We start from the raw sequence: 13794 nt of genomic DNA on the forward strand, positions 1-13794 counted from the left end.
CGTGGGCCCCCTGGAGAGGTGAAAGGTGGTCGCCAGGATCGCTGCTGCGGGCGGGACTTGGGGAGACCTTGTCAGCCCTCCGAAAAACAATCAAGCGTGCCTGCATGGTTTGTGGCCGGTGGGTCAGCGTTCGCAGGCCACTCCGTCGCCGTCGCGGTCGAGGTGGCTGTCGTAGCCGGGCTCTCCCCGGTGGATGGGGGCGGCGCCGGCGGCGCGGACGGCGGCGCAGTTGGCGTAGGAGACGTCGGCGGGGGCCTCCTCCGTGGTCTGCGCGGGCTCCGGCTCCTCGGTGGTGGGCTCCGGCGCCGGGGTGCGGGTGCGGGCGGGCTTCGGGGCGGAGGTCCGGGGCGGGGTGGTGGTCGGCTCCGGGGTCGGCGCGACGGTGGTGGGCGTCGGCTCCGGGGTGGGCGCCTCGGTGGTCGGGCTCGGCTCGGGGGTGGTCGGGGCGGTGCTCGGCGCGGTGGGCGTCGGGGTCGCGGAGGCCGTCGCCGTCGCGGCGGGCTTCGGGGCGTCCGTGCCGTTCCGCTCCGGGTCGTCGACGGCGAGGGCGATGAGGAACCACAGGGCCGACAGGACCGTGGCCACGATCTTGGTCCGGCCGCTCCAGCGGCTCAGCCAGGCCAGGGCTATGCCGCCCGGCGGGAAGATCACCAACAGGGTGACGACCAGGGCGGGATGCTGCCACCAGCGGCGGGGAGGCGTCCACGGCGGCGGGGGCTGGTACTGGTGGGTGTTCTGGTGCACGCGCGTCTCTCCCGGGACTCAAGGCGCTCGGACGTGAGCGAAATGCAGGGATCGTACACGCGTCCTTCACAACCGGAGGCGGAATCAACCGAGATGGGACGTCAGGCGCCGGTCCAGGGCCCGCTGGCCCCCGGCGAGCCAGCGGACCGGCCAGTGGAGGAGCACCGCCAGGCAGAGCAGCCACCCGAGGCCGTGCACCGCCCAGACGCCGGCCATCGTCGGGCCGCCCCAGGCCTGGTGGTAGTCGGTGTCCAGGTACCAGAGGGGATAGCCGAAGTTCCGCACCGAGTTGAACAGGGCGTACCCGACCAGCGCGAAGGCCGCCAGGTCCAACGGCAGCCCGAGCACGGCCCGGCCGAGCACCCGGGCGCCGGTCCAGCCGTCCCCGCCGGCGAGCCGGGCCCGCAGGCGGGCGGCCCGGCCCGACTGCCCGGTCAGGGTCAGCACGACCGCCGCGAGGCCGGCCGGCAGCGCCAGGAACGCACGGGCGGTGGTGTGGACGGTTCGGCGGATCAGGGTCATCGACGCAGACATCGACGGGCTCCTCGGCTCGTTCGGCGGATGCCCGTACCCTCGCGGCCCCTCGCCGGCCCCGTCGTCACACCCCGGAGCCAACCTCCGTGTCATACCCAGGTGCCACCCGCTCCCCTCCCGCCCCGGAAGCGCGAGGACCGGGGCCCGCTCAGTACGACTTGGGCAGGCCCAGCGTCTGGTGGGACACGTAGTTCAGGATCATCTCCCGGCTGACCGGCGCGATCCTGGCCACCCTGGCCGCCGTGATCAGGCGGGCGAGGCCGAACTCCTTGGTGAGGCCGTTGCCGCCGAGCGTGTGGACGGACGTGTCCACGGCCTTCACGCAGGCCTCGGCCGCCGCGTACTTCGCCATGTTCGCGGCCTCGCCCGCGCCCATGTCGTCGCCCGCGTCGTACAGCCGCGCCGCCTTCTGCATCATCAGCCGGGCCAGTTCGAGCTCGATGTGCGCCTGGGCGAGCGGGTGCGCGATGGCCTGGTGGGCACCGATCGGGGCCTTCCAGACCTGGCGCTCCTTCGCGTACTTCACCGCCTGCGCGAGGGCGTACCGGCCCATGCCGATCGCGAACGCCGCCGTCATGATCCGCTCGGGGTTGAGGCCCGTGAAGAGCTGGAGGAGACCCGCGTCCTCGTCGCCGACGAGCGCCTCGAAGGGCAGGTGCACCTCGTCCAGGGTCAGTTCGAACTGCTTCTCGTCCGCGGCCAGTTCCATCTCGATGTGCCGGCGGCCGAAGCCGGGCGCGTCGCGCGGGACGATGAACAGACAGGGCTTCAGGTTCCCCGTGCGGGCGTCGGAGGTGCGGCCCACGATCAGGGTCGCGTCGGCGATGTCGACGCCCGAGACGAAGACCTTCCGGCCGTTCAGGACCCAGCCGTCCTCGGTGCGCGTCGCCGTCGTCGTGATGCGGTGCGAGTTCGAGCCCGCGTCGGGCTCGGTGATGCCGAAGGCCATCGTCTTCGACCCGTCCGCGAGCCCCGGCAGCCACGCCCGCTTCTGCTCCTCCGTGCCGAAGCGGGAGATGACCGTGCCGCAGATCGCGGGCGACACGACCATCATCAGCATCGGGGCCCCGGCGGCGCCCGCCTCCTCCAGGACGATGGACAGCTCGGCCATGCCGCCGCCCCCGCCGCCGTACTCCTCGGGCAGGTTCACGCCCAGATAGCCGAGCTTGCCCGCCTCGGCCCAGAGCTCGGCGCGGTCGAAGCCGGGGCCGTGGCGGTGGCCGAGGGCGGAGACGGCGGCCCGGAGCGCGGTGTGTTCCTGCGGCTCGATGTCGGTGCTCATACGGGGTCTTCCTCCTGTGCATCGGTCTGTACGACGGCGAGCAGGGCACCGACCTCGACCTGGTGGCCGGGGACGGCGTGGAGCGCGGTGAGCGTGCCGGAGGCGGGGGCGAAGACGCGGTGCTCCATCTTCATGGCCTCCAGCCAGAGCAGGGGCTGCCCGGCGGCGACCCGGTCGCCGACGGCGAGGCCGTCCGCGACCCGGACGACGGTGCCGGGCATGGGGGCGAGCAGGGAGCCGGGCTCCCGCAGGTCGGCCGGGTCGGTGAAGCGGGGGCGGGCGGTGAGGCGGTGGCGGCCGGCGTGGACGGCGTCCTCGTAGGCTGTGACCTCGAAGGTCCTGGCCACTCCCGCCACTTCGAGCCGTACGGTGTCCGGGCTCGCCGACACCACCCGTACGCCCTCCGGGGACACGACCTCGTAGCCACCCTCCCGGGCCGGCCGGTAGCGGATCTCGTGGTCGCCGTACGTCCTCGTCTCGTCCTGCGAGCGGACGTTGCGCCAGCCGCCGCCGAAACGGCCCTCGCGGGAGGCCGCCGAGGCCAGGGCGGCGGCCACGGCCGCGTGCTCCTCGCCCGGCGGAGGCGTGATCAGGGCGTCGAGGTTCCGCTCGTAGAAGCCGGTGTCGAGGGCGGCCGGGTCGGCGTACTCCGGGTGGCGGAGGGACGCCACGAGCAGGTCCCGGTTGGTGACGGGGCCGTGCACGCGGGCCCGTTCCAGGGCGTGGGCGAGCTTCCGGAGCGCCTGCTCCCGGGTCGGGGCGTGGACGATCACCTTGGCGAGCATCGGGTCGTAGTGGACGCCGATCGTGTCCCCGGAGACATAGCCGGTGTCGACGCGCACGCCGCCGTCCCCGGGCACGTCGAAGCGGTGCAGGACGCCGGTCTGCGGGGCCCAGCCGCGCGCCGGGTCCTCGGCGTAGAGCCGGGCCTCGACGGCGTGGCCGCGCGGGGCCGGCGGCTCGGCGGGCAGGGCGCGGCCCTCGGCGACGGCGAGCTGGAGGGCGACGAGGTCGATGCCGTACACCTCCTCGGTGACCGGGTGCTCGACCTGGAGGCGGGTGTTCATCTCCAGGAAGTGCGCGCGGCCGTCGGCGACCAGGAACTCGACGGTGCCCGCGCCGACGTAGCCGACGGCCTTCGCGGCCCGTACGGCGGTGTCCAGGAGGGAGGCCTCCAGGGCGGCGGGCAGGCCGGGCGCCGGGGCCTCCTCGACGACCTTCTGGTGCCGGCGCTGGAGGGAGCAGTCGCGGGTGCCGAGCGCCCAGACCGTGCCGTGGGCGTCGCAGAGGAGCTGCACCTCGACGTGGCGGCCGTTCTCCACGTACGGCTCGACGAACACCTCGCCGTCCCCGAAGGCGCTCGCCGCCTCCGCCGACGCCGCCCGCAACTCCTCGTCCAGCGCCGCCAGCTCGCGTACGACCCGCATGCCCCGGCCGCCGCCGCCCGCCGCCGCCTTCACCAGGACGGGCAGGTCGGACTCCGTCACCTCGCCCAGGGGCGCGATCCCCAGGAGTTCCTTCGCGCGGGTCTTCGACGCCATCGCCTCGATCGCCTCGGGCGGCGGCCCGATCCACACCAGGCCTGCGTCGGTGACCGCCCGTGCGAAGTCGGCGTTCTCGGAGAGGAAGCCGTAGCCGGGGTGGACGGCGTCGGCGCCCGCCGCGAGCGCCGCCGCCACGACCAGGTCGCCGCGCAGGTACGTCTCCGAGGGCGCGGCCCCCGGCAGCCGTACCGCCGCGTCGGCCTCCCGGACGTGCAGGGCGTCGGCGTCCGCGTCGGAGTACACGGCGACGGTGGAGATGCCCAGGTCACGGCAGGTGCGGAAGACCCGGCAGGCGATCTCGCCCCGGTTCGCGACCAGTACGGTCAGAATCATCAGTGCCTCACATTCGGAAGACGCCGAAGCCGCCGCGCGCGCCCTCGACCGGTGCCGTGTGGATCGCGGAGAGGCACAGCCCGAGGACCGTGCGGGTGTCGCGGGGATCGATGACCCCGTCGTCGTAGAGCCGCCCGGAGAGGAACATCGGCAGCGACTCGGACTCGATCTGCGCCTCGACGAGGGCGCGCAGTCCGGCGTCGGCCTCGTCGTCGTACGGCTGTCCCTTCGCGGCGGCGGAGGCCCGCGCCACGATCGAGAGGACGCCGGCGAGCTGCTGCGGGCCCATGACGGCGGACTTCGCGCTCGGCCAGGCGAAGAGGAAGCGCGGGTCGTAGGCCCGGCCGCACATGCCGTAGTGCCCGGCGCCGTACGACGCCCCCATGAGGACGGAGAGATGGGGCACGCGGGAGTTCGCCACCGCGTTGATCATCATGGCGCCGTGCTTGATGATGCCGCCCTGCTCGTACTCCTTGCCGACCATGTAGCCGGTGGTGTTGTGGAGGAAGACGAGCGGGATGTCGCGCTGGTTGGCGAGCTGGATGAACTGGGCGGCCTTCTGCGACTCGGCGGAGAAGAGGACGCCCTGCGCGTTGGCGATCAGGCCCACCGGGTAGCCGTGCAGCCGCGCCCAGCCGGTGACGAGGCTGGCCCCGTACAGCGGCTTGAACTCGTCGAAGTCCGAGCCGTCGACGATCCGGGCGATCACCTCGCGCGGGTCGAACGGCGTCTTGAGGTCGCCGGGGACGATCCCGAGCAGCTCCTCCGGGTCGTGCTTCGGGGGTTCGGCCGGTCCGGGGTCCTCGTGGTGTTTGCGGTGGTTGAGGCGGGCGACGATCCGGCGGGCCTGGCGGATCGCGTCGGCCTCGTCGACGGCGTAGTGGTCGGCCAGGCCGCTCGTGCGCGCGTGCATCTCGGCGCCGCCGAGGGACTCGTCGTCGCTCTCCTCGCCCGTCGCCATCTTCACCAGCGGCGGCCCGCCGAGGAACACCTTCGACCGCTCCCTGATCATCACGGCGTGGTCGGACATGCCGGGGACGTACGCGCCGCCCGCCGTCGAGTTCCCGAAGACGACGGCGACGGTCGGGATGCCGGCGGCGGAGAGGCGGGTGAGGTCGCGGAAGAGCGCCCCGCCCGGGATGAAGATCTCCTTCTGGGAGGGCAGGTCGGCACCGCCGGACTCGACGAGCGAGACGACGGGCAGCCGGTTGGCGTACGCGATCTCGTTGGCCCGCAGGGCCTTCTTCAGCGTCCACGGGTTGGAGGCGCCGCCGCGCACGGTCGGGTCGTTGGCGGTGATCAGGCACTCCACGCCCTCGACGACCCCGATGCCGGTCACCAGGGAAGCCCCCACGGTGTAGTCGCTGCCCCAGGCGGCGAGCGGCGACAGCTCCAGGAAGGGGCTGTCGGGGTCGACGAGCAGCTCGATCCGCTCGCGGGCGAGGAGCTTGCCGCGCTTCTTGTGGCGGGCGGTGTACTTCTCGCCGCCCCCGGCGAGGGCCTTGGCGTGCTCGGCGTCGAGGGCGGCGAGCTTGTCGAGCATGGCGGCGCGGTGGGCCGCGTAGTCCGGTCCGCCGGTGTCGAGGGCGGAGGCGAGGACGGTCACAGGAGTTCCTCCGGTACGTCGGGCAGGAGCGCGGCCGGGATGTCGGGCGAGGCGGCGGGCAGGAGCGCGGCCGGGATGTCGGACGAGGCGTCGGGCAGGAGCTCGGCCGGGATGTCCACGTGGCGCGAGCGGAGCCATTCGCCGAGGGCCTTGGCCTGGGGGTCGAAGCGGGCCTGGGAGGCGACGCCCTCGCCGAGGATCCCGGCGACGGTGAAGTTGAGGGCGCGGAGGTTCGGGAGGAGGTGCCGGGTGACGGTCAGGCCGGCGGTCTCCGGGAGCAGTTCACGGACCTTGTCCACGGTCAGGGCGTGGGCCAGCCAGCGCCACTCCTCCTCCGTACGGACCCAGACGCCGACGTTCGCGTCGCCGCCCTTGTCGCCGCTGCGGGCCCCCGCGATCCGGCCGAGGGGCGCCCTCCGGGTGGGCCCCTCGGGGAGGGGCGGCGGAAGGTCCGGGTCGGGTACGGCTTCAAGCTCACGGGTCCTCGGGGGTACGGGGACCTCCCGGCGGGTCCCGTCGGGGAGCACGGCCGTGTGCGGGACCTCGGCGGCCGACACGTACGCGGTCTCGAAGACCCCGTAGGGGGCGCCCTTGCCGGGCGGGGCGGTGACGTGGAAGCCGGGGTAGCTCGCGAGGGCCAGTTCGATGGCGGCGCCGGTGACGGCGCGGCCGACCCTGTCGGGGTCCCGGTCGCGGACGACGAGGCGGAGCAGGGCGCTCGCGGTCTCCTCGGTGGGGGCGTCGGGGCGGTCGGTGCGGGCCAGTTCCCAGCGGACCTCGGCGGGCGGGTTCTTCGCCAGGGCGTCGTGGATCTGCTCCCGGAGGAGGGCCGCCTTGGCCTCGACGTCGAGGCCGGTGAGGACGAAGACGACCTCGTTGCGGAAGCCGCCGAGCCGGCTGAGCCCCACCTTGAGCGTCGGGGGCGGGGCCTCTCCCCGTACGCCCGAGATCCGGACCCGGTCGGGGCCCTCCCGGGTGAGCCGGACGGTGTCGAGCCGGGCCGTCACGTCGGGGCCGGGGTAGCGGGCGCCGGCCGTCTCGTAGAGGAGCTGGGCGGTGACCGTGCCGGTGTCGACGAGGCCGCCGGTGCCGGGGTGCTTGGTGATGACCGCGCTGCCGTCGGCGTGGAGTTCGGCGACCGGGAAGCCGGGGCGGCGCACGTCGTGGCCCCGGAAGAAGGCGTAGTTGCCGCCGGTGGCCTGGGTGCCGCACTCCAGGACGTGCCCGGCGACGACCGCGCCCGCCAGCTCGTCGTACGCCTCAGGTCCCCAGCCGAAGTGCCACTGCGCGGGCCCGGTGACGAGGGCCGCGTCGGTGACCCGGCCGGTGACGACGACGTCGGCGCCGGCGGCCAGGCAGGCGGCGATGCCGGCGCCGCCGAGGTAGGCGTTGGCGGCGAGGGCGCCGTCCCGGGCGGGCAGCCGGTCGCCCTCGACGTGGGCGATCCGGACCGGCAGGCCGAGCTTCGCGGCGAGGGCGCGCAGGGCGTCGGCGAGGCCGGCCGGGTTGAGGCCGCCCGCGTTGGCGACGATCCGGACCCCGTGCTCGTGGGCGAGTCCGAGGCCCTCCTCCATCTGGCGCAGGAAGGTCTTCGCGTAGCCGGCGGACGGGTCCTTGAGCTGGTCGCGGCCGAGGATGAGCATGGTCAGTTCGGCGAGGTAGTCGCCGGTGAGGACGTCGAGTTCACCGCCCGTCAGCATCTCGCGGACGGCGTCGAAGCGGTCGCCGTAGAAGCCGGAGGCGTTGCCGACGCGGATCATTCCGGGGCTCCGTGCGGTGCGCGTCCGCCGCCCGCCGGGCCCGCGAAGGCCTGGGCGATGCCGAGCCACCGCTCGGCGTCCTCGCCCTCGGCGACCAGGGCGGTGTCGTCGCGGTGGAGGCGCTGGGTGACGAGCAGACAGAAGTCGAGGGCGGGCCCGGTGACCCGCTGGGCGGCGCTCTCGGGACCGTACGCCCACAACGTGCCGTCCGGCGCTTCCAGTTCGACGCGGAACGGCTCGGCGGGCGCCGGGATGCCCCGTACCAGGAAGGCGTAGTCGCGGGCCCGGTGACCGATCCAGGCGACGTGGCGGAGCCGGGCGGTGGGTGTGCGGACCACGCCGAGGGCGTCGGCGACGTCCTGGCCGTGCGCCCAGGTCTCCATCAGCCGGGCGGTGGCCATGGCGGAGGCGCTCATCGGCGGCCCGTACCAAGGGAACCTGGCCCCGGGCGGGACCGCGCGCAGGGCCTCCTGGAGCTGCTCGCGGCCGGCGCGCCAGCGGGCGAGGAGCTCGGCCGGCGGCAGCTTCGCACCCTCCTCCGCGCCCTCGTCGACGAAACGGTCGGGGGCGGCGAGGGCCTTCTCGGCCTCGGCGGCGAAGGCGTCGGCGTCGGTGGCGGCGAGGAGGGCGGCCCGGTCGGTCCAGGCGAGGTGGGCGATCTGGTGGGCGATCGTCCAGCCGGGGGCGGGGGTGGGGGAGGCCCACTGATCCTCGCTCAACTCTGCGACGAGACGGTCGAGTTCATCGCTCTCGTCGCGCAGGTCGTCGAGGACGACGACGGGGTCGGACACGGTGCGCTCCCCTCGGGGGACGGGCGGTCACGGGCCTTCGCGGAGGAGCATGCCAGCGTGACCAGAAACAATCAAGCGCGCTTGCTTTAGTTTCCGGACCTCATGGTGGACGGCGCCCACCCCGTTGCGGGCGCGCGCCCACACGGGCGGGGGCACCGCCCCGCCGGGCGCGGGGCCCGCACGGTGGTGGTTCGGGGGGCTGGTGTCATACCCGAGAGGTACGGAGGGGCCCCGCCGTGGCCCCTTCGGGATGAGCTCGGATCCTGCCTCGTGGGGCCGTGCCGGCCCGGTTCTCCCTCCTAGCGTGGAGGGCATGTCGCCGTCACTGCTCACCTTCACCCTCAAGGACTTCCGCGCCCAGTTGCGCCGGCTCGTGCTGACCGGTTCGGCCGTCGCCGTCGGCGTGGCGTTCCTCGTGCTCTCCGTCGGCGGCGCAGGCGCGCTCGTCCAGTCGTACGAGCAGTCCGCCGCCGCCGACGTCGGTGACGCCGCCGTCCAGGTCGTCCCGGACGACAGCGGATCGCTGCCCGCCGACGCGGCGGCGCGCGCCGCCCGGGTGCCGGAGGTGACGTCGGTGGCGGAGCGCCTGGCGGGCCACGCCAACGTGATCGCCCCTTCCGGGCGCCCCCTCGACGACCGCGCCCTGGTCACCTCGATCGCCGCCGACCCGGCCCTGCGCTGGCAGCGGCTCGACGCCGGACGCTGGCCCGAGGGCCCCGGCGAGGTCGTCCTCGACCGGGAGAGCGCGGGGCGCGTCGGCGCGGAGCCCGGGGGGACCGTGCGGCTGACGAAGGCCGAGGGCGGCACGGCGGTCGTACGGCTCACCGGTCTGCTCGACACCTCCGCGTCGCAGACGCTCGGCTCGCAGCCCGCGATCGGCGTGCCGTACGGGCAGGTGAGGACGTACGCCACGGGGGCACTGGCCACCCACCTCGACCTCGCCGTCGCACCGGGCGCCGACGCGCTCGCGGTGGCGAAGGCGGCCAAGAAGTCGCTGGGCGGAGAGGTGGCCGCGTACACGCACGCCGGTGCCGTCGACAACGCCCTCCAGGGCGGCAGGACCCTGTACGCGATCGTCATGACCGCCGCGCTGTCCTTCGTCCTCATCGCGATGGCCGTGGCCCGCATGGTCGTCACCAACACCTTCTCCGTCGTCCTCGCCCAACGCGCCCGCCAGCTCGCCCTGTTGCGCTGCGTGGGCACCGACCGCGACCAGCTCCTCCGGATCATCCGCCGCCAGGGCCTCCTGCTCGGCGTGCTCGCCTCGGCCGCCGGGCTCGCGGCGGGCGCGGCGGCCTGCGCGCTGGGCACGGCGCTGCTCGCCGGGTTCGCCGATCTCGGACCGGTCGAGGTCTCCCTCGTGCCGGGCCCGTGGACGTTCGGTCTCGCCGGGGTCTTCGGGGTGCTGCTCACCCTGTGGGCCGTCCGCCAGCCGGCACGGGCCGCGGCGGCGGTGCCGCCGGTCGCCGCGCTCGCCGCGAGCGGGGCGGCGAAGCTGCCGGAGCCGGGCAGCCGGACCGTCCGCGAGGCGGTCACCGTGCTGATGCTCGTCGCGGGTGCGGGGCTGCTCGCCCTCGGGGCGTTCGGCGGCTCGCCGCTCGCCCTCCTGGCCGTGACACTCGGCGCGATCCTCACGTTCTTCGCCGTACTCCGGTACGCCCAGCACCTGCTGCCGCCGCTCGTCGGGCTGCTGGGGCTCGCGCTCCGCCGCCCGTTCGGGACGGTCGGCAGGCTGTCCGTGCAACAGCTGCGGGCCAACGCGCGCCGCACCGCCGCCGCTTCCTCCGCGATGCTCGTCGGCGTGACCGTCGCCGTGTCCGCCGTGACCGCGATCGGGGCGGCCGAGGGCGGCCTGGACAGCATGCTCGCGGACCGCATGCCGGCCGTCTTCGCCCTCGACACGGACGCCGACCGGGTGCCCGCCGACGCGATCGCCGCGCTGCGCGCCGAACCGAGGCTGACCGTCACCCCGGTCCGTACCGCGACCCTCACCGTCGACGGCCGGAAGACGGTCGTCGCCGCCGCCGACCCGGCCGGGCTCAACCCGGCCGCCGAGGGCGTGGACGCGGCCCGTGCCCTCCAGGACGACGAGGCGATCGCGCTCACCGGCCGGCCTTCGCTGAGCATCGCGGGCACCCGGCTCACCACCGTGACCGGCGCGGCCGCGCTGCCCCTCTCCCTCTCTCCGGAGGCCACGGTGTACGTCACCGGGTCCACCCTCGACCGGCTCGCGCCGGGCGCCGCGGCCGTCTCCACCGTGCTGCTCAACCCTGCGGCCGACACCGGGCACGACGCGGCCCGCGCGGCGGTGGACCGGGCGCTCGCCGCGCACCCGGAGATCCGGATCGCGGACACCGGCTCCGACGCCGACCTGATCCGCTCGATGCTGGACCGGATGATGCTCGTGGTCACCGTCCTGCTCGGCTTCTCGATCGCGATCGCCGCGCTCGGCGTCGCCGCGACCCTGATGCTGACGGTGGAGGAGCGCACCCGCGAGTTCGGGATGCTCCGCGCGATCGGCCTCGCGGGCGAGCAGCTGCGCCGGATGCTGACCCTGGAGTCGGTGCTGCTCGCGCTCTCCGGGGCGGTCGCCGGCACGCTCCTCGGCCTGGTCTACGGGACGCTGGCGGCCCGCTCCGTCCTGGCGGGCCACGTCTCGCCCCTGGAGGCGCTGGCCGCCTCGGGCGGTACGGCCCTGACGATCCTCGCCATCCTCGCGGCCACGGTCCTCACGGGCGTCGCGGCCTCGGTCCTGCCGGCCCGCCGGGTCCGGCGCATGGTGGTCGTGGACGCGCTCCAGGCGGCCTAGGCGTGTCCGGAAAGTAGCGCCGTCTGCCCGGAGGGCAGGGCTTGCGGCGTCCGGTGCGTGCGAGCGCAAGGCGGAGGCCCTCAGACGCCCGGCGGGAAGACCGTCGCCGCGTAGGCCGCGGCCGCCGGGGCGGGCTGGAGGGCGGCGTGGGCGGCGATCGCGTGGATGTCGCGCCAGGCGCGCGCCAGGTCGCCGCCCGCGACGAGACCACGGGCGCCACCGGTGCGCACGAGGCGTTCCACCGCGCCGGTGAGGAGGTCGACGGCGAGGGCCGAGTCGCGCTGGTTGAGGGCGGCGGCGGCCGGGCCCGGAGCCGGGCCGTCGGCGCGGGCGGCGGCCGCCTCCAGGAGCAGGCGGGCCGCGTCGATCTCGGCGGAGCAGCGGGCCAGGGTCTGCTGGACCGTCGGGTCGTCGGTGAGCGGCCGCCCGTCGGGCAGGCGGCGCATGCCGACGAGCAGGGTCCAGGCCTCCAGGGCCCCGCGCGCCGCGCCGAGCGCGGGTGCGGCGAAGAGGAGCGCGGCGACCAGCTGGTACGGCACCCGGTGGCAGGGGGCCGCGTCGGCGTCGGCGACGCCGGCCACCAGGGTCTCGCGGAGGAAGGTGCGGTGCTCGGGCACGAAGACCCCGTCGACCGTGACGCCGTGGCTGCCGGTGGCGCGGAGCCCGACCGCGTCCCAGGTCTCCCGGATCCCGACCTGCCCGCGCGGCACCGCGAGGACCCGGTACGCCGGGGCGCCGTCCCCCGAGTGGTCGAGGGAGGCGAGGAGGACCCAGTCGGCGTGCTCGATCCCGCTGGCGAAGGCCCACTCCCCCGACAGGGTCCAGCCGCCGGGCACCCGGGCGAGCCGGCCGGCGGGAGGCACGATCGCCGCCGCGACGCGCACGTCGGGCGAGTCGCCCCACAGCTCGCGCTGCCCCTCGGCCGGCAGGTGCGCGGCGAGGCGGCCGTGGGCGGCGAGCAGCACCGCGCACCAGGCGGTGGAGGCGCAGGCAGTGCCGGCCTCGGCGACCGTGCCGAGCAGTTCGGCGAAGCCCCCGGCTCTGCCGCCCCAGCGGCGGGGCACGAAGTGCCGGGCGAGGCCGGCGGCGGTCATCGCCTCGACGGCCTCGGGGTGGAGCCGGCCGGTCCGCTCCGCCCCCTCGGCGTGCCGCGCGGCGGCGGCCCGCAGCAGGCCGGTGGCGAGGGGGGCGGGCGAGAGGGCGGAGGCGGCGGCGAGGGAGACCGGGGCGTCGACGACAGTCATGACTCTTACTCCTTGAGTGGAGGTTCAGTGGTGGTACTGATGCGAGTAGGAAAAAATTCGGTCTGGAAGGTATTTTCTGAGAGGCCGTCATGAGAGACATGGAGGGCCGCTACAGCGGAAGGGAGGCGGACGCTCGGTGAGGCAACAGGACAGGGCCCGCATGACCTATGACCTGGTGCTCGGCGCGGCAGCGGCCGAGTTCGCCCTGCACGGATTCGCGGGGACGAACCTGGCCGACATCACGGCCCGCACCGGACTGACCAAGGGAGCTCTCTACGGACACTTCTCCTCGAAAGCCGACCTCGCCGGTGAACTGACCCGCTCCTTCGAGTCGGCCTGGGCCGACGCCCTCGCCACCGCCGCCGGCGAGGCGGAGGAGAGCGGCGCGGCACTGCCCACCCTGCGGAGACTGCTGCTCGACCTCGCCCACAGGGTGTACGAGGACCTGCCCTTCGCCGCCGGACTGCGCCTGGTCATGGACGCCGCCCGCGCCGAGGGAACCACGCCCCTCCCCCTCGGCAGGCTCTGCGACGTCGTGGCGCGCCTGATCCGCAAGGGCCAGGGAGAGGGCTCGGTCCGCACCGCCCATCCTGCCGACCTGTTGGCCCGGCTCGTCGTCGCCCTCCTCGTCGGTGCGCCTGCCGTGGTGACGGCGACGGACGCGACGGGTCCCGCCGAGCTGGTGAGCGAGGTCTGGGACATCCTGGAGCCCGCGCTGTCGGGCTCCCGCGGCGGCTGAGCCGGGGCAAGGGCGGGGGGCTGCGCGGGTTGGGCTTGCGCGGGTGGGACTGCGCGGGTGGGCTTGCGCGGGTGAGCTTGCGCGGGTGGGGCTGCGCGGCGGAGCTCCCACCAGCAGGATTGCGCAGGTGGGGCTGCACAGGCGGGGTTGTGCGGGTGGGGCTGCGCGGGTGGGGCTTGCGCCTGTGGGGGATGCGCAAGAGTGCGTGGAGATACGGAAGTTACGCGAGTGGCGGGGGTTCCGACGGCCACATGGTTCCGCGGGCTACGCGCTTCCGCGAGCTACGGATTTCCGCGGGCTACGGAGGCCTCCCGGGCCCTCGGAGCCGCCATGGCGGCGGGGCTCTCGTACGGGCGGGGCTTCCGTGGGGATCGCGGCCCTGGGCGGGGCTTCCGTGGTGGGCTGCGG

Annotated in this window: 10 protein-coding genes; 2 read left to right on the forward strand and 8 right to left on the reverse strand. The window is 74.9% G+C overall.

Annotation, left to right across the window (positions count from 1 at the left end; translation table 11 throughout):
- Positions 1-123: 123 nt before the first annotated feature.
- From BLW86_RS43170 to BLW86_RS16170, 7 genes are all read right to left on the reverse strand, one after another.
- Positions 124-744, reverse strand: coding sequence for an excalibur calcium-binding domain-containing protein (locus tag BLW86_RS43170; protein ID WP_256341329.1), 621 nt, complete (start codon positions 742-744; stop codon positions 124-126).
- Between the two features lie 84 nt (positions 745-828).
- Positions 829-1278, reverse strand: a complete 450-nt coding sequence (locus tag BLW86_RS16145; RefSeq protein WP_143060253.1) for a hypothetical protein — start codon at positions 1276-1278, stop codon at positions 829-831.
- Positions 1279-1426: 148 nt separating this feature from the next.
- Positions 1427-2560 (reverse strand): acyl-CoA dehydrogenase family protein, encoded by a 1134-nt coding sequence (locus tag BLW86_RS16150; RefSeq protein WP_093874684.1) that lies wholly within the window; start codon positions 2558-2560, stop codon positions 1427-1429.
- Complete coding sequence (locus tag BLW86_RS16155) at positions 2557-4437, reverse strand: acetyl/propionyl/methylcrotonyl-CoA carboxylase subunit alpha (RefSeq protein ID WP_093874685.1); 1881 nt, start codon at positions 4435-4437, stop codon at positions 2557-2559. The genes BLW86_RS16150 and BLW86_RS16155 overlap by 4 nt, the downstream gene beginning before the upstream one ends.
- A 7-nt stretch (positions 4438-4444) precedes the next feature.
- On the reverse strand, positions 4445-6043 hold the full coding sequence (locus BLW86_RS16160; protein WP_093874686.1) for an acyl-CoA carboxylase subunit beta: 1599 nt from the start codon (positions 6041-6043) through the stop codon (positions 4445-4447).
- A complete protein-coding gene (locus tag BLW86_RS16165) occupies positions 6040-7803 on the reverse strand; it encodes an acyclic terpene utilization AtuA family protein (RefSeq protein WP_093874687.1) in 1764 nt (587 codons plus the stop codon). Before BLW86_RS16165 ends, BLW86_RS16160 begins: the two co-directional genes overlap by 4 nt.
- Positions 7800-8594 (reverse strand): TIGR03084 family metal-binding protein, encoded by a 795-nt coding sequence (locus BLW86_RS16170; protein WP_093874688.1) that lies wholly within the window; start codon positions 8592-8594, stop codon positions 7800-7802. Before BLW86_RS16170 ends, BLW86_RS16165 begins: the two co-directional genes overlap by 4 nt.
- A gap of 313 nt (positions 8595-8907) precedes the next feature.
- Between BLW86_RS16170 and BLW86_RS16175 the strand changes: the two genes are divergently transcribed.
- Positions 8908-11403, forward strand: coding sequence for an FtsX-like permease family protein (locus BLW86_RS16175; RefSeq protein WP_177181664.1), 2496 nt, complete (start codon positions 8908-8910; stop codon positions 11401-11403).
- Between the two features lie 80 nt (positions 11404-11483).
- On the opposite strand, the gene BLW86_RS16180 is transcribed toward BLW86_RS16175, so the two are convergent.
- Entirely contained in the window at positions 11484-12647 is a 1164-nt protein-coding gene (locus BLW86_RS16180; protein WP_093874690.1) for an acyl-CoA dehydrogenase family protein, read from the reverse strand.
- A 160-nt stretch (positions 12648-12807) separates the two neighbouring features.
- On the opposite strand from BLW86_RS16180, the gene BLW86_RS16185 reads away from it, so the two are divergent.
- Positions 12808-13386, forward strand: a complete 579-nt coding sequence (locus BLW86_RS16185; protein ID WP_093874691.1) for a TetR/AcrR family transcriptional regulator — start codon at positions 12808-12810, stop codon at positions 13384-13386.
- Positions 13387-13794: the final 408 nt, after the last annotated feature.

The sequence above is a fragment of the Streptomyces sp. TLI_105 genome (assembly GCF_900105415.1).
In the GTDB taxonomy this organism is placed as follows: Bacteria; Actinomycetota; Actinomycetes; order Streptomycetales; family Streptomycetaceae; genus Streptomyces.